Annotated in this window: 18 protein-coding genes, 1 tRNA gene and 1 other RNA gene; 9 read left to right on the top strand and 11 right to left on the bottom strand. The window is 58.6% G+C overall.

Going from position 1 to position 23539, the window contains the following annotated elements; all coding sequences use genetic code 11:
• Positions 1–207: 207 nt before the first annotated feature.
• On the top strand, positions 208–1344 hold the full coding sequence (locus BGIM_RS51810; protein ID WP_020471966.1) for a C2 family cysteine protease: 1137 nt from the start codon (positions 208–210) through the stop codon (positions 1342–1344).
• A 107-nt stretch (positions 1345–1451) separates the two neighbouring features.
• Here the strand turns inward: BGIM_RS51810 and BGIM_RS0122380 are convergent.
• Positions 1452–1525, bottom strand: a tRNA-His gene (locus tag BGIM_RS0122380).
• Between the two features lie 291 nt (positions 1526–1816).
• Between BGIM_RS0122380 and BGIM_RS0122370 the strand changes: the two genes are divergently transcribed.
• Positions 1817–2080, top strand: coding sequence for a hypothetical protein (locus BGIM_RS0122370; protein ID WP_020471964.1), 264 nt, complete (start codon positions 1817–1819; stop codon positions 2078–2080).
• Positions 2081–2098: 18 nt separating this feature from the next.
• Positions 2099–2587: an NUDIX hydrolase gene (locus tag BGIM_RS0122365; protein WP_020471963.1), complete on the top strand. Its 489-nt coding sequence runs from the start codon at positions 2099–2101 to the stop codon at positions 2585–2587.
• 145 nt (positions 2588–2732) lie between these two features.
• Here the strand turns inward: BGIM_RS0122365 and BGIM_RS0122355 are convergent, their stop codons facing one another.
• Both BGIM_RS0122355 and BGIM_RS0122345 read right to left on the bottom strand, forming a co-directional pair.
• On the bottom strand, positions 2733–3572 hold the full coding sequence (locus BGIM_RS0122355) for a sigma-70 family RNA polymerase sigma factor (RefSeq protein ID WP_029630285.1): 840 nt from the start codon (positions 3570–3572) through the stop codon (positions 2733–2735).
• A gap of 460 nt (positions 3573–4032) precedes the next feature.
• Positions 4033–5847, bottom strand: a complete 1815-nt coding sequence (locus BGIM_RS0122345) for a 30S ribosomal protein S1 (protein ID WP_020471959.1) — start codon at positions 5845–5847, stop codon at positions 4033–4035.
• 286 nt (positions 5848–6133) lie between these two features.
• On the opposite strand from BGIM_RS0122345, the gene BGIM_RS0122340 reads away from it, so the two are divergent.
• Positions 6134–6361, top strand: a complete 228-nt coding sequence (locus BGIM_RS0122340) for an addiction module protein (RefSeq protein ID WP_020471958.1) — start codon at positions 6134–6136, stop codon at positions 6359–6361.
• 311 nt (positions 6362–6672) lie between these two features.
• Here the strand turns inward: BGIM_RS0122340 and BGIM_RS0122335 are convergent, their stop codons facing one another.
• Complete coding sequence (locus BGIM_RS0122335) at positions 6673–7743, bottom strand: peptidylprolyl isomerase (protein ID WP_020471956.1); 1071 nt, start codon at positions 7741–7743, stop codon at positions 6673–6675.
• 259 nt (positions 7744–8002) lie between these two features.
• Here BGIM_RS0122335 and BGIM_RS0122330 point away from each other — a divergent pair, with 259 nt between their 5' ends.
• Positions 8003–9223: a PQQ-binding-like beta-propeller repeat protein gene (locus BGIM_RS0122330; protein ID WP_020471955.1), complete on the top strand. Its 1221-nt coding sequence runs from the start codon at positions 8003–8005 to the stop codon at positions 9221–9223.
• Between the two features lie 3 nt (positions 9224–9226).
• Positions 9227–9871 (top strand): 7-cyano-7-deazaguanine synthase QueC, encoded by a 645-nt coding sequence (queC, locus tag BGIM_RS0122325; protein WP_020471954.1) that lies wholly within the window; start codon positions 9227–9229, stop codon positions 9869–9871.
• A 3-nt stretch (positions 9872–9874) separates the two neighbouring features.
• Here queC and BGIM_RS0122320 read toward each other — a convergent pair whose 3' ends face one another.
• The 4 genes from BGIM_RS0122320 to BGIM_RS51805 form a co-directional block, all read right to left on the bottom strand.
• The gene (locus tag BGIM_RS0122320; protein WP_020471953.1) at positions 9875–11251 is read right to left on the bottom strand and encodes a DUF58 domain-containing protein; all 1377 of its coding nucleotides are present in this window, start codon (positions 11249–11251) and stop codon (positions 9875–9877) included.
• Positions 11252–11379: 128 nt separating this feature from the next.
• The gene (locus BGIM_RS0122315) at positions 11380–12807 is read right to left on the bottom strand and encodes an MBL fold metallo-hydrolase (protein ID WP_020471952.1); all 1428 of its coding nucleotides are present in this window, start codon (positions 12805–12807) and stop codon (positions 11380–11382) included.
• Positions 12808–12953: 146 nt separating this feature from the next.
• Positions 12954–13454: RNase P RNA component class A (gene rnpB, locus BGIM_RS58225), an RNA gene on the bottom strand.
• A gap of 68 nt (positions 13455–13522) precedes the next feature.
• Complete coding sequence (locus tag BGIM_RS51805) at positions 13523–14473, bottom strand: NAD(P)-dependent oxidoreductase (protein WP_063607910.1); 951 nt, start codon at positions 14471–14473, stop codon at positions 13523–13525.
• Positions 14474–14642: 169 nt separating this feature from the next.
• Between BGIM_RS51805 and BGIM_RS0122305 the strand changes: the two genes are divergently transcribed.
• The gene (locus tag BGIM_RS0122305) at positions 14643–14900 is read left to right on the top strand and encodes a hypothetical protein (RefSeq protein WP_020471950.1); all 258 of its coding nucleotides are present in this window, start codon (positions 14643–14645) and stop codon (positions 14898–14900) included.
• Between the two features lie 343 nt (positions 14901–15243).
• Positions 15244–17298 (top strand): calcium-binding protein, encoded by a 2055-nt coding sequence (locus BGIM_RS67850; protein ID WP_020471949.1) that lies wholly within the window; start codon positions 15244–15246, stop codon positions 17296–17298.
• A gap of 138 nt (positions 17299–17436) precedes the next feature.
• Here the strand turns inward: BGIM_RS67850 and BGIM_RS0122295 are convergent, their stop codons facing one another.
• The 3 genes from BGIM_RS0122295 to BGIM_RS51795 form a co-directional block, all read right to left on the bottom strand.
• On the bottom strand, positions 17437–18195 hold the full coding sequence (locus BGIM_RS0122295) for an AAA family ATPase (protein ID WP_020471948.1): 759 nt from the start codon (positions 18193–18195) through the stop codon (positions 17437–17439).
• A 16-nt stretch (positions 18196–18211) separates the two neighbouring features.
• Positions 18212–19468 carry a tetratricopeptide repeat protein gene (locus BGIM_RS0122290; protein ID WP_162136276.1) on the bottom strand — a complete coding sequence of 419 codons (1257 nt, stop codon included), beginning with the start codon at positions 19466–19468 and terminating at the stop codon, positions 18212–18214.
• 173 nt (positions 19469–19641) lie between these two features.
• The gene (locus BGIM_RS51795) at positions 19642–22998 is read right to left on the bottom strand and encodes a WD40/YVTN/BNR-like repeat-containing protein (RefSeq protein ID WP_157369342.1); all 3357 of its coding nucleotides are present in this window, start codon (positions 22996–22998) and stop codon (positions 19642–19644) included.
• 109 nt (positions 22999–23107) lie between these two features.
• Here BGIM_RS51795 and BGIM_RS0122280 point away from each other — a divergent pair, with 109 nt between their 5' ends.
• Complete coding sequence (locus tag BGIM_RS0122280) at positions 23108–23497, top strand: hypothetical protein (protein WP_020471945.1); 390 nt, start codon at positions 23108–23110, stop codon at positions 23495–23497.
• The last annotated feature ends 42 nt before the right edge of the window (positions 23498–23539 follow it).

Here is a 23539-nt window from a genome sequence, read left to right as displayed (position 1 = left end):
GCTCTGCTCTCTTTGGTCAGACCTCAATTTGCTGAATCGGGGCCATGAGCAAGTGCGTGAGAATTCGCTTTGCCAAATATCAAATCATCAGACTTTGCTGGCTTGCCGGAATTTAATCCTTTTCATCCTCGCTGGCGTTGCTCTTGCCGAGGGCCGCGTAAAATACCGTCGCCTCTCTCGTGCCATCTTTTTTGGGAAACCAAATTCATGACGTGTTTTCGCATGTTCGTCGGCGTGACGCTGGCCGCCATCTTCTTTGTCGGCGTGCAGGCTCAAGCAGCCGACTCGCCGACCCATGCCAAGGCGATCGCTGAATTTCACGCACAAATCACTGACCACTTCAAAGCGTGGGACACCAACGCCGATGGCGAACTGTCCAAAACAGAAGTAGATTCGGCCATCGCCGATGGCAAAAACACCGGCAAGACGGCCGCCGCGATTGCGACCTTGCGACAAGTCCAGCGCGGCAAGAAGTTCACGGCTCCCGCTCTGACGAAAGAAAACCTGGCGAAGATGTTCAATAGCCCGGCCGCCGGTCAGCCTGATTTGGGCGCGATGTATTCCGGGAATCTCGCCCGGCTTGAAAAGATCGGCAAACGAGACATTTTCCCGGATGGTCTGCCGAAACTTGACACCGTCCATCAGGGGAAGCTTGGCAATTGCTTCTGCCTGGCCCCGCTTGGGGCGATGGTAAATCGCAATCCGAAACAGGTCGTTGATCTGTTCGTCCCGCAAAAAGACGGTTCGTATTGCGTCACCTTCGGCGCTCACAAGGTCACGATTGCGCCGCCGACGGATGCCGAGTTGATTCTGACCTCATCCAACGAGTCGGCCGGATTGTGGGTGAACTTGTACGAAAAAGCAGTCGGCGAAGCGTTGAACCAATCCAAGCCTGCGGAAAAACGCGACGGCTCGACCTTGGACACGCTCACCCGCGGGGGCTCGGCCGGGACGATGCTCTCATTCATTACCGGCCATGAGATCATCCGTTTCTCCTGCAAGTTCGCCAAAGAAGAGAAGACGACGACGGAAGAGCATGAGGCCAAATTGAAGGAACTTCGGAAACTGCTGGCGGCCGCTCAATCCGAGAAACGACTGATGACCTGCGGCACAACGAAACCCACCACACCGGGACTGACGCCCAACCATGCCTATGCCGTGCTGGGCTATGATGAGAAGACGGACGCGATCCGCGTTTGGAATCCGCACGGCGGGGCCTTCACTCCGAAAGGAAAATTTGGATTGGAAAACGGCTACCCGATGAAGGACGGGATATTCATGATACCGGTTTCGGATTTCGTAAAACAGTTCGCCGGACTGGCGTTTGAAGTGTTGAAGTCTTGAGATGATTTGCCGGGTGGTAAAACTCGTCACTCTCGCCCGGCAGACGATTTATCTCTGTCGTCACCGGGCAGACCAATTTTTTGACGCAATTGTTTACAGAATCAGAGGGTGAATGACGGGATTTGAACCCGCGACGTCCAGATCCACAATCTGGTGCTCTAACCAACTGAGCTACATCCACCGTTGAAAGAGATTGTAATCGCCGAGTTGATGGGTGACAAGCGTTCCCGGAAACTTCGTGCTTTTGGGTGTTTTTGTCGATCAATCTCCCACGTCGGACACGCTTGCACTCAAACATGTTCGCGGATTGGCAAATTTGAAGATCGGATTCGCAATCGTCGTGCGGTCAAGCCATTGATGGAGTTTAGTTTGACAGGACCGCGACCGGTTGTTGGCGGGTTCGCCGGGGAATTTGATGCCTTGAGGCCAATCCACTTGTGGCATTCGCACGTTCAGGGGATAATCTAACCTCATGGAAATCAAGTGGACCGACACGGACCCGAACACCGGGGCGAAGCGTTTTGTTCGGGCGGCCCATTTCGCCGGAAAATGGGAATTCTCCTGCCGTCGGGAACGACGGGCCGATTGGGAGGCGTGGCGAAATCCCTCCCGCGAGATGTGGGAAGAGTTGCTCGAATCGCTTGAACGCCGACTGCCCCGCCGTGAGGGAATCGAACCCGAGGATGTGAGAAAGATCAGGGCGATCCTCGCCAATCTCAAAGATCCGTCCATTTGATCGCCGGCCAGGTTTCCGATGCCTTACACACCCGTTCTCGCCACCCTCGGCTATGTCTTCTCACCGGACGGCACGCAAGTGCTGCTGGTCCACCGCAACAAACGGCCGGATGATTTCCATCACGGCAAATTCAACGGTCTCGGGGGCAAACTCGAACAGGGTGAGGACGTCGTCAGCGGCATGAAACGGGAGATCCGCGAAGAGGCGGGGATCGAATGTGAATCGCTCGAACTTCGCGGCACCATTAGCTGGCCGGGGTTCGGCAAGAACGGGCAGGATTGGTTTGGGTTTCTGTTCCGCATCACCCGTTTCACCGGAACACCGTTCGCCGACAATCCCGAGGGGGATTTGGTGTGGACGGATGTGTCCCGTGTGTTGGAACTGAATCTCTGGGAAGGCGACCGGCATTTCCTGGGAATGATGTTCGATCCCGCCGGACGACCCTTCCACGGGGTGATGCCCTACTCGGAGGGGAAACCGCTCAGTTGGACATTCACCTCGTTGTGAAGAAAAAGCATCAACACAAAGACACGAAGGTCACACAAAGTTTCACAAAGAAGGCCGGGAAGAATTTTGTCTTCAGGCTTCTTTGAGAAACTTTGTGTGACCTTCGCGCCTTTGTGGTTGCTCTTTGTTTGCTTTGAATTGTGACTTATTCGCCACCGGACAGATTGTCACTGAGTTTCGCCAGCGCTTCGCTTTCAATCTGGCGGACCCGCTCGCGGGTGAGGCCGAGGGTTTCGCCGATTTCCTTGAGGGTCTTCGGTTCCTCATCGTTCAGGCCGAATCGCATCCGGAGGACGGAGGCTTCGCGGGGGTCCATCTTTTCCAAGAGAACCAGCACTTGGCGAAGGTCGTCGTTCTCGACCATTTCCGTGTCCGGGGTCTTGGCCCGGCCGTCCATCAACATTTCTTCGATGGACCAACCGGCCTCGCTTTGGTCGGTTTGCGGGGTCGAGTTGTAAACCCGGATCGCCTTCTTGATGATGTTCAGCTTCTTTTTGGGAAGACCGAGCAGTTTGGCGATTTCTTCGTTGGTCGGCGGCCGGCCGAGTTCGTCCGTCAACTGGTTGTTGGCCCGGCGCCACTTGGCGAGAAGTTCCACCATGTAGGCGGGAATACGGATGGTCTTGGCCGTGTTCACCAACGCCCGCTTAATGGATTGCTTGATCCAATAGCTGGCATAGGTGCTGAACCGTGTGTTCATGTTGGGGTCGAACCCTTCGACCGCCCGCAGAAGGCCGAGATTGCCTTCTTCAATGAGGTCTTGCAGGGCGAGGCCCTTGCCGGTGTATCCGCGGGCGATGTTCACCACGAGGCGAAGGTTCGCCCGCACCATCAAGTCCCGGGCTTCCGTGCTGCCGGTCTCGATTTCGCGGGCGAGGCTTTTTTCCTGATCGGCGGTCAGCAACGATGTTTCGTTGATCTCACGGAGGTACGTCTCCAAAGGTGATTGAACCAAGTCGTTCCGTAATCGACGCGGTCGATTCATGATGTCGGATCCACGGTAGAGGGGTGCGTTTGCCAGTCAGACCCCGGTTGACTCGCCTGGGACGAGGGAATCCATTCCCAATTTGTCCGGCGGGGCTGATCCAATTTTACCGGCCATCGAATGCTCCATCGTATCGACCCGTTTATCCGCTCTGCTAGATCATATCGGTTGTGAAAAGGTCAGTTGCGAGGCGATCCCGCTGGCATCGGGATCAAAACGCTCACACCCGTCACAATCGGAACTTCACGGCTGCGGTTCATCATCGAACATCTGCCCGCCGATTTGCAATTGAATTTTCTATCGTGGCCGAAAACCGGCCTCAAAAGGGCGAAAACGACTAAATTTTTCGTTTCCGGCGTTAATCAAAAACCCGCCCGGTGGCTCGTGTCACGAATGCCACGGGTCGCCGGACGGGTTTTGAATCACCACCAGAAACTAGAAACGAGAAACTTCTCCAACATCACTGTTTGTCGGAACCCGGAAGGCTGAACAACGGGCCGGCCTGGCCGGTCCCGCCACGCAGTTCCTTGTTTTCCTTTTCGCGGGCTTCCCGTTGTTCTTTCGCGGCCGCCTTGGCGCTTTCGCTGGGGGCGGGAGCATCGACATCGGGGATTTCCACGTCGTCCGGCACGGTCGGGTCGTTCAGATTTTTGCGAGAGAGTCCGATCTTGCGATCTTTGGAATCGACCCGCAACACTTTCACTTCCAGATCGTCGCCGACCTTCACGAAATCTTCCGGGGATTCCACTTTGTCCTCGGTCAGTTCGGAGATGTGCAGCAAGCCTTCGAGGCCCGGTTGCAGTTCCACGAACACGCCGAAGTTCGTCAGTTTCGTCACCTTGCCCTTGACCACCTGACCCGGCTTGTACTGGCTCGGGATGTCGGTGTCCCACGGGTCGGTCGCCATTTGCTTGAGGCCGAGGGCGACTCGCTTCTTTTCCTGATCGACGTTCAAGACAACGCAGGTGACCTTCTGGCCCTTTTGCACGACTTCGTTCGGGTGCGTGACCTTGCGGGTCCAGCTCATGTCCGAAACGTGCAGGAGGCCGTCGATGCCGTCCTCGATTTCGATGAACGCCCCGTAGTTGGTGAGATTCCGCACGACCCCGGACACCACGGTGTTCGGCGTGTACTTCTCGGCCACCTTGTCCCACGGGTTCGCCTGGCATTGCTTCATGCCCAGCGAGATTTCCTGCTTGTCCTTGTTGATGTTCAGGACCATGACTTCGATGGTGTCGCCAACCTTGACGAGTTCCTTCGGGTCGTTGATCCGGCGCACCCAAGACATTTCGGAGATGTGAACCAAGCCTTCGATGCCCGGTTCGAGCTTCACGAACGCCCCGTAAGTCATGATGTTCACGACTTCGCCGGTGTGCTTGCTGCCGGTCGGGTAGCGAGCTTCGATGTTGTCCCACGGGCTGGGGGTCTTGTGCTTCAAGGAGAGGGCGATCTTTTCCTTTTCCTTGTCCACTTGCAGGATGAAGACTTCCAATTCCTGGTCGATCTTCACCATGTCGCGCGGGTCTTGCACGCGATACCAAGCCATGTCCGTGATGTGGAGCAGGCCATCGATGCCGCCGAGGTCCACGAACGCGCCGAACTCGGCGATGTTCTTGACCACGCCCTTGCGGACCTGGCCCGGCTCGATGGTCGAGAGCAGGTCGCGCTTGAGGCGGGCGCGATCTTCTTCAAGCAGCTTGCGACGGCTGACGACGATGTTCCGGCGAACTTCGTCGATCTTGAGGATCATGCACTCGATGTCTTTGTTGATGTAGTCGCCAATATCCGGGGGACGCCGGATGTCGACCTGACTTGCGGGCAGGAAGACGTTGACGCCGATATTGACCAACAGGCCCCCCTTGATCTTGCGGGTGACGAGGCCCTTGACGCGGTCGCCTTCCTTGTGCTTGGCGAGGATGGCTTCCCATTCCTTCTGCCGTTTCGCCTTGCGATAGCTCAGGGAGATGACGCCGTTTTCGTCTTCAACGCTTTCGAGGAGCACTTGGACAGTGTCGCCGACTTTGGGATAGTTCGGGGCCATTTCCCCGTCTTCTTTCCACTCGTCGAGACGAATCAGCCCTTCGGACTTGTAACCGACGTCGATGACGACATCTTCGCCGCGAATCTCGCGGACCTTGCCCTCGACGATTTTGTTCGGTTCGTAGACGGTGTTGGCTTGCTGAATCCACGTGTCCATTGCGCCGGAGAATTCTTCCTCCAGCATCACGTCGTAATCAGATACGTCGAGATCATGAATGAGTTTGCGATTTGCCATTGAACGGGAGATTTCCATGCCGGCCACCCGCGGACGACGGGAGGAAGCGGCCAAAAAGACCTAAAAAGAGGTTAAACCCGCCCCGCCGCGAATTACGGCGAACAAAACGAGTCTCTGGTGATTATAGAAATGTCACCCAAAAACACCATCACCGGGGAAGATTTGCCGGACGAATGAGGCAAGCCCCGCAAAAGCGGCAAAACCGGCGGGCTTCCCCACGCCTCCGGGATTTCTTCCGGTGATCCGGCGTTCATGATAAAGTACACGGACCACGGGAGGATCTGACATGCCGACCATCGACGAATTGAAAGAAACGCTTCGCCAACTGACCGCCGCCGAGCAACTTGAACTGGCCGACTGGCTCTATCAATCAGCCGACCATGACAACGCGCTGGACGAAGAATGGTATCGACTGGCCGAAGACCGGATCGCCGATCTGGAGTCGGGGAAAGTTCAAGGCATTCTGGCCGAAGAGGTCTTCCGGGCACTGTCCGAAAACAGGCGGCAAGCGTGAAACCTGTTGAATTTCACCCGGAGGCCCGGCAAGAAGCCCTTGATGCACAAACGCACCTTGATGCGCAGCAAATTGGATCAGGAACGGATTTCGATCTTGAGTTAAGAACAGCGGTGGATCGAATCCGGCAGCAACCGAGGCTCTACCCAATTGAATTGGGTCGTGTTCGGCGGTGCATCCTGCCGCGATTTTCTTACAGCGTGCTTTACGCCGATCTTCCCGGTCGGATATGGATTGCGGCCGTCGCCCATCATCGGCGACGGCCTTATTACTGGCGTCAGCGAAGACCGTGACACGGATTGGACACGCGATCACTTTCGCGGCGTTTCTTCCTGTTTCGGCGTATCCGTCCCCAACAATCGCTTCGACTGATCTTCAACTTCTGCCCTGCTGATGTCAGCCGGATTGAGCAGATACAGCGGGTTGGCTTCCTGGCTCAGTTTGGCGAACGCCTTCGGCACTTCCTGCTCCAAGAGCCGGTCGGTCAATTCCTTGATGAGCATCGGCTTCACGGCGTCGTAGTCCACATCTTTGCGGGCCGGGATTCTCTTCACACATTTGATGACCATGGCCCCGGCCGGGGTGTCAATCACTTCGCTGATCTGGCCTTCGGTCAACGCAAAGGCAATTTCTTCGATTTTCGCGCTGCCAGGTCCGGAATTTCGGCCGATCGGGTCCACCAGACCGCCACGGGCCGCCAAGTCGCTGTGGAGTTGGTTGCGGGCCTGATTGTCGAACTCCGCATCACTCTTGCGAATACTGTCATAGAGTTTGAAGGCGGTTTGCTTGCTGTCAGACGGCCACATGATGATCTTCACCTGTGACTTTTCTCCGTACATGTTGTCGTAAATCTTTTTGATGTCTTCTTCTTCGATTTTCACCTGATCCCGGCACATGCTCCACAGAATCAGACGCGGCTTGATAACATCCTCCCGCCATTCTTGAAGCGTCTTGCCGTATTTTTGCTTCAACACTTTGTTGGCAAAGTCGGCCTTGTTCACGCCGATCTTGGCGCAGTCTTGGGCAATGATCGCATCGATTTCCTGCGGGGTGACGGACACGTTCTTTTTGGCGGCCGCCATTTCAATAATGCGGCGGTTCACATAAAGACGAACCCGCTCAGCCCCGAATTGCTGGATCAAATAATCGCCGAAGTCTTCGCGGGTGATCGGCGTGTTGCCGTAGATGTACGCGATTACTCGTTGATCGTTCTTGACGGGCTTCAGCGGAGCGGGAGCCCCGGCCGTGCCGCTCGCCTGGACCACCGGGGATTTTTGCTGGGCGGCCAGCGGTTCGGCCCGCATTCCGCCAAGCAAATAGCCCGAACCGACCAACGCCGTCGCCCCGAGGACCGGCAACACCCGACGAGATAGCCAACGCATGGGATTCACCCTCAACAGGACAGGAGAAGAACATTCGTCGCGGCTTGATAGCCAAGGTTGGGGAAGAGGGCAAGGCCAACCTTGGAAGAAGGGATTCGGAAAGCAAGGGATGAAGGATGAAATTAAAACCTAATATCTGTCATAATGACGTTGGCCGATCAGCAATCGGGTTTCCTTTCATCCTTCATCCCTCATCCTTCATCCCTTGCTTTCCGAATCCCTTCTTTATAAAGATCACCGCCCACCGGAGGTTCCGATCATGTCCCGACTCTTCCCGATCATCATGCTCGTCCCGGCCTTGTTGGGGGCGGATTGGCCGCAGCATCTGGGGCCGACGCGGGATAGCCGGTCGCCGGAAACGGGGTTGTTGCGGGCGTTTCCGGCCGGGGGGCCGGCGGTGGTGTGGAAGCGAGAGGTCGGGTCCGGGTGGGCCGGGTCGGCCGTCCAAAAGGGGAAGTTGATTCTGTTCCATCGTGTCGAGGCCGACGAGGTCGTTGAATGTCTGGATGCGACCACCGGAAAAGAATTGTGGAAGCAGACTTACCGGAGCAAATACCGGGATGATTTTGAATTCGACGACGGCCCCCGTTCCACCCCGCTGATCGACGACAGCCGGGTCATCACCCTGGGGGCAAACGGACAGCTTTCCGCATGGGATTTCGCCAGTGGAAAATCACTTTGGGCGAGAAATATCAACGACGATTATCAAGTGCCGAAAGGGTTTTTCGGCGTCGCCACCTCGCCGATGATCGCCGGGGGAAAACTGCTCATCAACGTGGGGGCGAAGAAGGCGGGCGTCGTCGCGTTCGACCCGGCCACCGGCAAGGAGCTTTGGAAAGCGGGAGACGACGGCGTGAGTTATTCATCCCCCGTAATGGCTAAAATCGCCGGGGATGAACTGGCCGTTTTCTTCACGCGGGCCGGGTTGCTGGCGGTCTTGCCGGAGGATGGCAAAATCAAGTTTCAGCACCCGTGGCGGCCCCGCCTCAATTCCTCGGTGAATGCCGCCAGCCCGATTGTCTCGAAGGACCGGATGTTCCTCACCACGTCTTACGGAACCGGGGCGATTGTGTTGGAGGGAACGAAGACGGGGCTGAAGGAAGTCTGGCAAAGCGACGAGGTGATTTCGAGCCACTTCAGCACTCCAGTGTTGATCGGCGGATTCCTTTACGGCATCGACGGCCGGCAGGAGGCCCGCGCCCGGTTGCGGTGCGCCGACTGGGAGAAGGGAACAATCAACTGGACCAAGGAAGGTTTTGGTTGCGCGGGTCTGATTGTCGCTGATGGCATGTTGATCGCCACCCCGGAGAACGGCGATGTGGTGTTGATTGACCCGTCGCCGAAGGCATACAAGGAACTGGCCCGTGCGAGCGTGCTGGATGCCCCGGTGCGGGCTTTGCCCGCGTTGAGCGGGGGAATGTTGTTCGTGCGAGATGGCAAGAAAATGGTGGCATTGAAGATGACGCCGGACGGAAAATGAGCCATGAAGATCGTCGCGGCGTTTTCCGGGGGGCTCGATTCCACGACGCTTCTCTATCACCTGTTGGCTGAGGGGCATGAGGTCAAGGCCCTCTCCGCCGATTATGGGCAGCGTCACCAGGCACGGGAAAGCCGGGCGGCGGAGGCCATCGCCGGGTTGCTCGGCATCGAACGGCGGGTGGTTGATCTCACAGCCTTGGTGACATTCTTCGGCCGAAACAGTCTTTCAGATGCGGGCGTGGCCGTGCCGGAGGGGCCGTATTCGGAAGAGGGAATGAAACTCACCACCGTGCCGAACCGGAACATGATTTTGCTGTCAGTCGGGCTGGCATGGGCGGCGAGTTTGAAGTTCGACGGCGTCGCCTTCGGGGCGCATGGCGGGGAATATACCCCCTACCCCGATTGCCAACCGGCCTTCGCGGACGCAATGGACCGGGCCGCCGCTGTTTGTGATTGGGAACCGCTGCGGGTGTTGGCCCCGTTTGCCACATGGAGCAAGGGGCAGATCGTGAAACGGGGCGCCGAGTTGGGCGTGCCGTTTCATCTCACCTGGAGTTGTTACGAAGGCGGGGAAAATCCCTGTGGAAAATGCGGAACGTGTCTGGATCGTCAAAAAGCGTTCGCCGAAGCGGGCATCGCCGGGGAGTGACAATCAGGCCAGCGTGACTGATAATTTGTAAGGATTAACGCCCGACGCGGGAGCTTGATCCCCGAGTAAACTCAACTCCGCTTCGTTGCTGACATGCCGCACATCGCGGATTCCCTCGGCCAGCAACCGGCCTTGCGATTGAAGCATTTCTTCTTCATCCAAACCGATGAGAATCACCGAGATGGCGAAACCCTGGCGCTTCAGATTGCCAAGCGTCGCGGAAGTGTCGATGGGGACGCCGGGCAGGATGGCGATCACTGTGGCGTCTCGCGGCAACCGAGGCGTGACTTCCAGCACCATGCGGGCAAAAGACAGGCCATCGGTAAACTCAAGCCGGGCCAGCGCCTCGCGGATGAGTTGAAATTGTTCGATCCCCCGGCGGGTGCCCACGACAACGGGTTGCAACCGGGTGTTTTCCTCCTCGGCCTCGCCTTCGCGCCGGGCTTCCTCACGGTTCTCATAGCCGCCGCCGACTTCTTCCGACCCGCGTTGCACGGCCACCGAGTATCGGTACAAATCGGCGGCGTCCCGGCCGTTGCTGGCGAAGCCGATTTGCTGGTTCAGCATGGTGACCGCATAGGCGATGGAACAGGCCGTCGTAATCACCAAGTCCGACCGGGACGGTTCGCCCCGGCTGGGATAACCTTTGTGAAAAAAGTCCACAAGGATGGTCGCCCCGGCCAGCGACGTGGGATCGTAAATCCGACACTGCAACTCGCCGGTGCGGGCCGTCGCCCGCCAGTGAACCCGCTGCAACGGGTCGCCGGTTTGATAGGGCCGGACGCCCGCGTTGCGGGTTGGGTCTTCAAAGAGGCGATGGGCCGAGTTGACTTCGCCGATGGGCCGCTGGGAGGAAAAGTCATACTTCGGCAGCGGCAACACTTTGGGAAGGACCATCAGAAAGAACGGCTTCGTCACGATGCGATGGGTGCGGTGCAGGCCGAACAGGTCGCCGGTTTCGAGGAGCGTCGGGCCAAGTTGATAATAGCCCCGCATCGTGCAATCCAGCTCGTACTTCAGCGTGGCCGTCTGGCCGCCGCGAATCGAGCAAAGTTTCATCCGCTTCCCGGTGATCTTCACTCGCGGCGGCTTCTGCCGAAGGTAATGCTCCGGGAAAAGGTCTTCGATGAGAACCCAAGTGATTGGGGTGTTCCCGTCGTTCAAGATGGTCAGCCGGACGGTGACATTCGCCCCCGCCTCCACGGGACCATCCACATCCGCTTTGCGAATGACGGTCAGCGAACTCACCCACTTGCGAGCCAAAAACCGGCTGAGCAACAACACGCCAATCAGCACATACATGGCGAAGGCAATCAACCCCGCCTGAAGGACAAGGGCCGCCCCGAGAACGACGGCGAAGAGGAGAAGGAGCCGTTTCATGGCAATCTCTCGGGGAATTCTTCAATGACCAATCAGGATTTGTTCACTGGCCGGGATGAAATGCGAACACACTCGGTTTGATCATTGGTCATTGGTCATTGGTCATTCCAACTATCGTCACCGCGAAACTATCCGAGTTCCACCACATCCCCCGGCACCGGGACGGCCACGTCTTCGTAGCCCATGTCCAGCAGGGTGTTTCGCATATGCTCGGCGGGTTCTTTTTCGCCGTGGATTAGCCTCACTTTGCCGATCTTGCCGACGACCGGCTTCAGGTAGGCCAGAAAGTCTTCTTTGTCCGCGTGGGCCGAGAAGCCGTCGAGGTGGACGACTTCAATCCACTTGTTCCATTCCTTGCCCATGAAGCGGACCGTCGGCGTCTTTTCCAACAGGCGGCGGCCGGTCGTTCCTTGGGCCTGATAGCTCACGAGGATGATCGTGCAGCGTGGGTCGTCCACATGAGTTTTCAGGTGGTGCAGAATCCGGCCGGCGTCGCACATGCCGCTGGAGGCGATGACGATCATCGGGTCGGGGCGATGGCTAACGCGAATGCTCTCGTCGAAATCACGGATGTACCGCACATATTCCCCGCCGAGGATGCCGACACCGTCCCGCAGCATCTCCTGGCTTTCTTCGCTCAGGCATTCCGGGTGGCTTTCGTACACCCCGGTAATGTCGGCCGCCAATGGGCTGTCGCAATACACCGGCACCTTGGGGATGATCCCCTCAATGATGCCCTTTTGGACGAAATGGACGATCAACTGGGTGCGGCCCAGACTGAACGCCGGGATCAGCACCTTGCCGCCCCGTTTGATGGTGCGATTGATGGCGTCGTACAGCTTCACCTGCGTGGATTCAATTGGCTCGTGGACGCGATTGCCGTACAAACTTTCGCAGATCAACACCTCGGCCGGGGGGACGGCGGCGGTGGGCCGCAACACCGGCAGGTGGCGGCGGCCAAGGTCGCCGGTGAACGTCAGTGAATGTTCGCCGTTGGTTCCCTGTGTGACGACGTGGACCATCGCCGAACCAAGGACGTGTCCGGCTTCGATGAATTTGAACTTCACGCCGGGGCTGATCTCACGGAACTTGTCGTAAGGAACGGCCACGCAATGGGCCAACACCCGTTCCACATCTGGCCGGGTGTACAGTGGTTCGACCAGCGGTTCGGCATAACCCCGCTGGATGTTCAAATGAGCGGCGTCTTCTTCCTGAATTTTCGCCGAATCCACCAACATGACCGCCAGCAGGTCGCGCGTGGCGGGCGTGGTATAGATCGAACCGTCGAACCCGTGCCGGATCAGGGTGGGGAGATTGCCGCAATGGTCGATGTGGGCGTGCGAGAGCAGCACCGCATCGATACGCTCCGGGGCGAAGGGAAATTGGGAGTTCCGTCGGTGGGAATCCTCCCGCTTGCCTTGGAAGAGGCCGCAATCGAGCAGAATGTTGCTGGTATGGGTTTCCAGCAAGTGCATCGACCCGGTCACCATCTGGGCAGCCCCCCAGAACGTCAGGCGGGCCTTTGGCGGGGCGTTTTTCGATTCAAGAGTCATCATCCGACCATTCTAGGAGGCGGGACGGCGGGATGCGAGAAATGGCCAGCCATTTGGCTGTGAGCCATCAGCCGTGAGTCGTGAGCCAGACACGCCGGACTTCGTCCGCAAGCGTGTTTTTCTGACTGATGACTCAAAAAATCCGGTGTTCCACGAGCCGGACGTAAGCCGGGTTTTGTTCCAACGGTTTCCCGTTGGTGACGATCATTTATCTAGCCGTCCGGTTGCCCGGACGATCAAGCGGCTTACCCGGAGATGATGACGGGACGAGCAGCCCCTCTCCCCTGTTTAGCCTTGCTCCCAGTGGGGTTTGCCGAGCCGACGAGTCACCCCGCCGCTGGTGGGCTCTTACATTAAGGGACTTGCGTCCCCCCACCGTTTCACCCTTACCCCTGAACAGGGTTTAGGGTTTGGGGATTAGGGTTTAGAAAACCGAACACCTGATTTGGTCTGCTAAACCCTAACCCCTAAACCCTAAACCCCACCCAAAGGCGGTCTGCTTTCTGTTGCACTTTCCCGGCGAACCGATCCTGCCGACACCGGAGGGCCGACAGGGAATTCGCGGTGGACGTTATCCATCACTGCGCTCTATGGAGCCCGGACTTTCCTCCCCCGGCAACCTGCCCGGCGGCGATCATCTGTCCGACTCGTGGAAATTTGATTGTACAGATTAAAGAGGCCGCCGTGTGAAACCGGTTCGCGCGGCGAGGTGCAACCGTCATGGCGCGGGATATTTCGGCGTTTGCCCGTTGAGGACATCCAACACATCCCGGACCACCCAGCTCATGTTCTCAATCGCGGAGTATGTGCGGGCGGCCATGTGCGGGGTGAGCAGAACGTTGTCGAAACCGAGCAGGGGATAGTCGGCCTTGGGCGGTTCCGGATCAAACACGTCGATGGCGGCCCCGGCGATCTTCTTTTCGCGGATCGCGGTCGCAAGGGCGGCATCATCCAAAACCTCGCCCCGGCTGGCGTTGATGAGGATGGCCGTCGGCTTCATCAGCGACAGCAGCGGCGTGCTAATCATGTGTTCGTTGCCGGGCTTCATGTCCGTGTGCAGCGTGACAATGTCAGCCTCGCGGAAAAGCGTCGGCTTGTCAACCGGCGTGGCGGGGAACGTCAATTGCGACTGCACGTCGAGCAGGTCGTTGTAAATCACCCGCATGTCAAAGCCGTGCGCGGCGATCTTCCCGACTCGCCGCCCCACCCGGCCCATGCCGAGGATGCCGATGGTCAGTTCGTTCAACTGGACGCCGCGAAGCGTGTTGCGAACTTGCTTGAACTCCTTCGGCTCGTAGGCGCGATCCTTGAAAAACGCCCACGGGCGCAGCAATTGCAGAGCGTAACCGATGACAAAATCGCCGACTGCGAGCGTGTTGGCATCCGGCGTGTAAACGACTTCAACGCCGCGAGCACGGCAAGCCTTCACATCAATGTTCTCGATGCCCACGCCCCCTCGGCCGACGACTTTCAGTTTCGGGCAACGGGCCAGCAAGGCGGCGTTCACTTTGGTGTAAGTGCGCACCACCATCCCGGCCACCTCCGGCAACGCGGCGTTAAATTCGGGCGAATCCGGGGCGGCTTCGACGACTCTGGCTCGCTCTTTCAGCCACGCCAGCGGCTTCACATCGGAGTCTTCGGTAACCAAGACAAGCGGCAGTTCTTTCATGTCCCCCGTTATAGCGAAAAGAAAACTCCGGAATATCCCCGCCGGAGACGCCGAAAAATCCCGCCGAAGATTTTCCCGCATTTCCAAAAGAGATTCCCCGCCCGTCCGCGTTGTGCCTTCCGAAACCAACAACACGATCTCTTAAACACAAGAAACGGAAGACACGATCATGAAAAAGCTCATCATGCTGGCGACGGTTTTGGCCCTCTTCACCGGTTCGGCCTCGGCCACCGAATACAAGAAGGTCGTGACCTACAAGACGATCACGGTCTGCGTGGAGAAAGTGGTCTCGTATGTCGTTGAAGTCATCAAATACGACGAATGCAACCGGCCCTATAAGGTCTGCGTGACCAAGTACAAAACCATCCAAGTGGAAGTGCAAAAGCAAGTTCCGGTCATCTCGTATGTCCCGGCGTGCGACTACTGACAACCTCGGATGCTTTGATGGCAGACAAGGAGATTCTTCACGATTGTTCTTTCACGTTAGCCGCATGATAGGGGAAGGCACATGAGGTCATGGAGGGCAAATCCCAAGCCGATGGAGCCTCCAACTTGCCGAGAAGCTAATTGCCAGACACCTCCCCCACCGAATCGTGTCAGGTTTGTGTGAAATTCGTGTTCAAATCTCCCTTAAAAAGCGAACACATGGCGATAAGTGATGAAATGAGCCAATCAATGAATTTGAGACTTCACAGTGACGAATCCCGCCCTTACGATAAATTGGTTGCCCGGAACGCACCGGGCGAACACACAACCCCCTCGGATACACCATGATTCGCACGAACCGAACTGCCCTGCGCCCTCGCCTCGCCGTTGAGGCCCTCGAATCTCGCGATGTCCCCTCAACCATGACGTGGGGTAATCGCGGCCAAACCACCGGCCCGACCTCCGACCGCTTCCAAGATGTGTTCGGCGCCAACGCAGAGGCCGCCCGTAAAGTGGTGGATTCCGTCCTTAAAACGTGGGGCAACGTACTCGTCAACCTGAACCAGCCCGGCGGCGGCAACTCCATGATTTTCAACGTCCAGATGGACGCCACCGGCGCCAAGTTCGACTCGTCGGCTTCGGCCACGAATTTTAACAGTGGATACCCCACCACTGCCGACATCACCATCGGCCGGGGCCAGGATATTAACGGTGACGGGCTTGGGGACGGAGCCGGATGGTTCGTCGACCCGACCCCGGACGATTCGACCGAGTTCACCAACGTGATCAACTCCTTCGCCGCCACCCCCGTGGCGGGAAGCCCGGCGTTCGGAAAAGTTGACCTCTATAACTTCGTCAATTCCGAAATTGTCCACGCCCTCGGCCTGTTCTCCTCCCCGGCCAGACTCCAGACGCCGGTGGCGGGGACCATCACCCCGCTCAACCGGACCGATCCGGAGTTCGGAGTCGGCAAGTTGTTCGTATTCGACGGGCCGAGCATCACCATGCTGATGACCAGCAACAACGGCGGGAAACTGGCGGACGGCGGGACGGACTTTAATGAACCCATCCACACCGACGGCCCGACCGGGCCGGCCCAGCCGATCGCCTTCAACAGCCAGTTCCGCGGTGACGTGAAGCTCACCGGCGGCGTGGACTGCGGCAATGCCACCGACGGCCCGGATAACCCTCGAGTGCTCCCCGCAGACAACATCGCTTTGTTGTTCAAAGACGCATACGGGATGACCGTCGCGCTGCCCTCCTCTCTGCCGAACGGAACGTTCCGGGCGCAACTCAGCAAGACGACCGGCAAACTGACGGTCACCGGCGGAAACGGAACCAGCGCCGACCAGGTGAGGATCGCCCGCAACGGGGGCAACTTGGAAGTGACCGTCGATCCGTCGAACGATGGCCCGGTCCCGGCCGGTTTGGACGACGACGCGGACGGGAACGCCCCCGCCACGCTGACCAAATTCCCTTTCGCCGGCGTCACTTCGATCGCGATCGCCACCGGGGACGGCGCGGACACGTTGACCGTGGACACTTCGGGAGGAGACCCGATCCCGGCCGGAGGCATCATGGAAGATGGCGGCGCGGGGGATGACATCACGGCCTTCACGGGCAGCGGGACGTTCACACTGTCCGGCAACACCCTGACCATTCCGGGGATGGGGGTCGTCAAACTAGTCGGCGACGAGCAAGTGAGCCTGACCGGCGGCGCCGGGGCCGACACTTTCAACATCAAAAACTTCACCGGGACGGCCATTTTGGACGGACAGGGCGGGAACAACAAGTACAACATTGCCCTGCGTGGCGCGGGCGCCGGTGCGGTCACCATCGACGACGCGACCGGGGCGGGATCACTGGTCGTCACCGGGACGGCGGGCGCCGACATGATGACCGTGTCGGAAGACGGTCTGGAACTGGCGACCGGCGAATCCCTCAACTTCGACGGCACGGTGTTCGCCAGCCTGACGATCAATGCCGGCCTCGGCGACGACACGGTTGCCGTGTCCGGGTTTTCACCAGCCACCCGGATTCAGGTGAACGGCGGGGGCGGCAATGACTCTCTCGACGCCACCGGGTTGTTGGGATCGGTGACGCTTGATGGCGGCAGCGGCAACGACACTCTGGTCGGCGGCGACATGAACGACGTGTTGCTTGGCGGGTTCGGGAACGACGAGCTTGATGGCGGAGACGGGAACGACCGTCTTGATGGTGGGTTCGGGAATGACGAACTGACTGGCGGGGCTGGCCGGGACACGCTCCTCGGCGGATATGGCAACGACCTGATCGACGCCCAAGATGGCGAGGCGGATGTGATCGATGGGGGTTACGGATCCAACTACACACTGATCGATCGTTTGGACCGTGTGCGCCGCTCGGCATACACAACCTGACTTCTCGAAGCAATCCAGTCGCCCAACAACCGGCCACGGACAACCGAGTGACACGGAATCTTGTGAACCATAATCATCCGAGTCTGAGCGTCCAATCGTTCGCCTTGAGGAGCCGAGCGCAATAATCTGGCCGACTCCTCACGGCGATTCTTCATCGGCGAACAGCGGCGCCATTGTACGTTGTGGGTTGGCGAGAAAACCTCGCGTGATGAGATAGTGTTCGGTTTCGGTGTAGGGCGTTTGCCGGATGCCTTGCGTGTCGAACACATGAATGGTGGCATCGGGATAGGCCATGATGATCGGCGAATGCGTGGCGATCACGAATTGACAGCCCCGCTGGCAATAATCGTGCAGCAAACCGAGGAATTGCACCTGTCGCTTGGGCGAAAGGGCGGCCTCCGGTTCGTCCATCAGATAGAGGCCGTTCTCACTAAAGCGATTATTGAACAGGGCGAAGAACGATTCTCCATGAGATTGTTCGTGAAGTGATTTTCTACCGTAACTACTCAGATACCCAAGCTCTTCAACTTGGGTCGCCACATTGAAGAAACTCTCGGCCCGCAGAAAGTACATGTCTGACGGCATCGAATGGGATTTAGATAGTCGCAGAGCCTCATCCAATCTGGAGTGCGATGCCCGCGTGGCAAAATTGAAGTTCGCGCTGCCTCCCTCGGCGTTGAGGTCCATGCCGACGGCAATGGCTTCCAGAATGGTCGATTTGCCGGAGCCGTTTTCGCCGACGAAGAACGTCACCTTCGGATGAAAAGACAGTTTTTCCAGTCCGCGAACGGCGGGTAACGTGTAAGGAAATTGGTCCGGTTTGGTGATGCGATCCGGTAACAGTTCCGCGTGGAGGAGGAACGGTCCCGGCTTGGAGATGATTTTTCGCCGGGCCATTCGCGGGTCTCTCAGATCACTCTTCCATGTCGGCCGGATTCACCCGCAACGGCGTGCGGTTGCGATATTGCTCGGCCCGGCTTGAGTAGTCGCGGCGGGATTTTTCATCCTCGGCCAGTTCGGACGCCCGCTCGGACCACTTTTCGGCTTCCGCAAAGTTGCCGACTTCCGCATGGGCGGCGGCCAGCGTGTCCACAAAGCCGGGGGTTTGCCATTCGGTCAGTTCGCAGGCCCGCGTGGCGCACTCCAGCGCCCGGCGGCCATTGCGCACCGTGGGGTCCGGGGCGGTGGACCACACCCACGCCAGATAGTTGAACGTGGTCGCATTCATCGGATCGCACTTGAGGGCGGCGGTATGGTCCCGCACGGCCTTCGGAAATTCCCGGTTGAAATAGTGCATCATCGCCCGGCGGTTGAACAACCGAGGGCTTTCCGGGTTGCGCTTGATCGCCTCGTTCAGCGCATGCAAGGCATCTTCCTTGCGGCCGAGTTTGTGAAGCGTCTCGAAGCGGTATTCGTAAGTCGGTCCGTGGCCGTGATCGAGTTCGAGCGCCTTGTCGAAGTCCTTTAATGCCGCATCGTATTGCTTCAAGTCGTGCAGCACCAAACCCCGGCCATTGCGGACCCACACCCAATCCGTGTCGATGTCCACGGCTTTGGAGAAGTCCCGCAGGGCCCCGTCAAGATCGTGGTTCGCCCAATGGGCGCTCGCCCGACGGCTCAGGGCGTAGACGTTTCCATCGTTGATGAGCAACGCCCGGTCGAAATCGCTGATGGCTCCGTCCAGGTCGTCGGACTTGAGCCGCAAATCGCCCCGCCACACGAGGTATTCGCTGGCGTGGCCGGGGTCGAGCTCGATGGCCTTGGAGAAATCCGCGTCGGCCAGTTCGGAGGCGCCGCGGGCTTCGTTCACCCGGCCGCGCAGGGCGATCAGGTCGGCGCGGGCGTCGTCGATGGTCAGCGCCTTGTTGCAATCCGCGAGGGCGTCCTCGTATTGCTTCTGGCGAAGAAAGAACGTCCCCCGGTTGAGGAGGGCTTGAAGATCGTCGGGCTTGAGGCGAATGGCTTGGTCAAGGTCGGCGATGGCGCGGGGGACATTGCCAAGTTCCGCATGGGCCATCGCCCGGAAGCGATAACCGGCGGCGATGTCCGGGCGCAGCTTGATGGCCTGGGTAAAGTCGTCGATGGCGTCCCGGTAGTTGCCCTTTTCCAAATGGTCCATCCCGCGGGAGCAATACTCCTCCGGGGTGGCCGGAAATCGGGGGGAGTTCATGTCCATGGGCATCATTGCTTTCGACAATCGGGAATCCTTCATGATCTTTTGCCTGCCTCAGACTTGATACTCGAAATGAACAGTTAACTGCCGACCAAAAATTACCCGATCACAGCGGACGCATTCTTGTTTCGTTTGGTCATTGGCTATTCCGAGTTCCGAGTCAAGGTCGTTCATTTGCCCGGCCTTAACCAGATCATAGGGGCATTCTGTTTCTGCGCCAAATCGTTCACGGGGGCGATATCGTCGGTTTTTACTTTGTCCCACTCGGCCTCCAACTCCGTCAACTCCCGCCCAAGATCCTCGGCCAGTTGCCGTTGGCCCTGTGTCGGGGGGCCGTCTCCGTTGGCGGCGAACGCCAACAGACTGGACAATTGGGAATAAAGTCTGGCACCCCCCTTTTGGGCCAAAATGTCATACACGACTTTGGCTTTCGGGTTGTGCAGCCGCCCCTCCAAGGCGTCGATCTTTAGTTCCACTGCCCGTTCCATCTTCAGGAACACCTTGGCTTTCGGCTCTTTGCCGAGCAATTCTTGATGCAAACCGATTTGGCGGCGAACCTGCCGAAGTTCTTCCACAAGCCCGGTCACTTTGGTGATTTCGTCCCGAATCTGCAAGGCGAATTGTTCCTGATCTTTCGCTTCTTCCCGCACCACGTCAAGGGAGTTTTTTCGATAAATCCACACGGCCTTGTCCAACCGGGCAATCTCCTCCGGGGTGGCCGTTCGGGGAGGGACGGGAATGAGTTGGGGTGGAAACTTCAGAGTGGAAACGCCACGGGGTTCCGTCACACGCGGGTCCATCCGCACTTCGACCTTGGCGCCAAGTGTCCGGCCATCCGCGAGAATCTTGACCAAGTAGGTTCCGGGGGCGACCAACGGCCCCTCGGCCGGGTCTCCGGCGTCCACGACCGCCTGGGGGATCAATTTGGCGCCATCGTGCCGCAGATCCCACACGAACCGGTTGATGCCCTCTTCGCCGGGGATTTCCGGTTTCGGCTTTCGGGGGGCCTCGTCCTCGGTTTCCTCGTCCTTCGCCGACTTTTCCTTCCCTTCGATCAACGCCACCCGCTTGTTCTTCTCATCATATACCTCAAGGACAATGGGTTTCTTGGCCGCATTTTTCAGGCAATAGGTGAATACGGCCCCCGTCGGCGCGTTTTCACCGGCGTTTTTCTCTTGGTGATGAGTCACATTCACCTGTTTGGCCCAGCGCACGGCCGGAAGTGCCGGAAACATATGTACAGGTTTGTTGCCGATGGCCTTTGTCCACTCGCGAATGGGCGTCAAATCGTCCAAAATGAACAGACTGCGACCCTGTGTAGCCACCACCAAATCGTCGTCTTTCACCACCAAATCGCTGATGGCCACGGTGGGCATGTTCAGTTTTAGCGGATTCCACGTTTTCCCGTCATCCGGGGAGAACCAGACGCTCCGTTCCGTTCCCGCGTAAAGAACACCCTTTTTCTTGGGATCGGCCCGGACAACGCGAAGATACTCGTCCGTCGGCAGTCCGTCGGTGATGCGCACCCAAGTGTCCCCGAAGTCGGTTGTCTTCCAGAGGTGCGGCCGGTAATCGTCCAACCGGTGCGCATCCACGACGACATAAGCCGTCGCCTCGTCGTGCGGGCTGGCCTCCACGCAACTGACGGTACCCCAATCGGGCAGGTCGTCGATGCCGGGAGTGACGTTCTTCCACGTATAAGAGGCATCTTGGGAAAGATGCACCATTCCGTCGTCGCTGCCGCTCCAGAGAACTTTTTTGTTCACCGGCGATTCGCTCAAGGCGAAGATGGCGCCGTAAACCTCCACGCCGGTGTTGTCCCCGGTGATCGGCCCGCCGGACCAGCGTTGCTTGTTCTTGTCGTTGCGGGTGAGGTCGCCGCTGACTTTCTCCCACGTCTGGCCGCCGGTGGTGCTGCGGAACAACACGTTGGCTGCGTGGTAGAGCGTTTTCGGGTCGTGTTTGGAAACCAAGATCGGGGAGGTCCATTGAAAGCGATACTTGAGATCGCCCGGAGCGATGCCCGAGGGATCATACGGGAAGACGCCAACATGCCGGGACTGCCGGGTGCGATGATCGTACCGCGAAATGTAACCGCCATACTCGCCGGCGTAGACCAGATTTGGGTCCGATGGGTCTGGCACGCAGAAACCGGCCTCGCCGCCGCCAACGGTGTGCCAGTCTTCTTTCACAATCCCGTTGGGGTTGAACGACCGGCTTGGCCCGGAAGCGGTTCCCATGTCTTGCATGGAACCCATCACACGGTAGGGGAAACTATTGTCGGCCGCCACATGGTAAAACTGGCCAAGCGGCAACAACGGGGCGTTCCAAGACTTGCCGCCATCAGTGGTGATTTCCACGCCGCCGTCGTTGGCGTCGATCATCCGTTTCGGGTTCGTCGGGTCGATCCACAGATCATGATGATCGTGATGAGAGGTTCCCTTGAGTTCTCGGAAAGTCTTGCCGCCGTCGATGCTCTTGAGCGGAACGACTTGCGGGCAGAACACCACATCCGGGTTCGCCGGATGAACGGTGAGCGTGGAGAAATACCACGGGCGTCGGCGAATCGCCGGATCATCGGAGACGAGATCCCATTTCTCGCCTCCATCGTCCGAACGATACAGGCCCCCCTTTTCCGCTTCGATGATGGCGTAGATCCGCTTGGAATCACTCGGGGCGACCGCCACGCCCACTTTGCCCCACGGGCCGGGGGGAAGGCCGTTCAAGGCAGGCTTGTTCTTCGGTGAATCGGGGCCGAGTTGGTCCCAAGTGTCCCCGCCGTCGCGGGAGACATACAGGCCGCTCCCCGGCCCGCCGCTGGTCATTTCCCACGGTTTCCGGCGGGCCTGCCACAACCCGGCCCACACCACGCGGGGATTGTTCGGGTCGATCACCACATCGGAAGCACCGGTGTCGATGTTTTTGAACAGCACGCACTTCCACGTTTTGCCACCGTCGGTCGTGCGATAAATCCCGCGTTCTTTGTTTGGCCCAAAGGCATGACCCAGCACGGCCGCGAAGGCGATGTCCGCATTTTTCGGATGAACCGCCATTTGCCCGATTTGGCCAATTTCATCCCAGACGTGTTTCCACGTCTTTCCACCGTCAACGGAGCGGTAAATGCCATTCCCGGCCGCGACATTCCCCCGAATGTTCGCCTCTCCGGAGCCGACATAAATCACATTCCGGTCAGACGGGGCGACGGCAATCGAGCCGATGGAGGAAGCGGGCTGATCGTCGAAGATCGGCTTAAAGCTCAGGCCCCCATCCTCCGATTTCCAGACGCCGCCGGATGCCGCCGCCGCATAATAGGTGAGAGGGTCGCCGGGCACGCCAATGGCATGACTGGTGCGTCCCCCGGCGGCGGGGCCAATGGCCCGGTACTTTAACCCGGCGAATTGCTTGGGGGTCTCCGGCCGTTCCTCCTCGGCGACCGTGACGGTCGGGGAAAGAACGCCGACAAGGCAGGCCAGGCAGATCGAACGCATAAACAACGCCCCGGAGAGATGTTCCGTCGTCCGTGCCATGATAAGCCATCGCGTGCCCGCCCGCATAGTCCCCGTGGCCGGAAAATCTTGACATCGACGCCGGACCTGCGGATTGTGCCAAGGAAGTCGGTTTAAGGAGCCATTTCACATGCCGGTTCCAACTCGGTCATCGCGGGTCTTGCTCACCGCCCTGGTGACCGTGCCGTGGTTGATGGTGGGGGTTCAATGGTTTCTCGTTCTGCCCCGGTTTGCCCGCTTGTTTGATCAATTCGGTTTGCGTCTGTCGATCCCGAGTAATTACATCATCGCGGCCGTCAAATGGGCGGGGGAAACGTTCTTCCTTTCCGGCTGGGTCTTTCTCGTTTGTGTGATGCTCTCGATGTTTCGCGTCTCCCGGCTGATGAAACAAGACCTGTCGCCGAAAACTCGCAACCGTCACCTCCTGATGGTCTTTGCCGTGCCCATGACGCTGTTCATTCTCTCTTGGGTGGGCATCGCGGAACCGTACTCTAAACTGATGAGAGGATTGGGGAAGTGATCCGCATCCTGCATTCCGCATTTGGAAATGTTTCGAGATGCA

It is taken from the genome of Zavarzinella formosa DSM 19928, assembly GCF_000255705.1.
In the GTDB taxonomy this organism is placed as follows: domain Bacteria; phylum Planctomycetota; class Planctomycetia; order Gemmatales; family Gemmataceae; genus Zavarzinella; species Zavarzinella formosa.
This window is presented reverse-complemented; position numbering and strand designations above follow the sequence as displayed.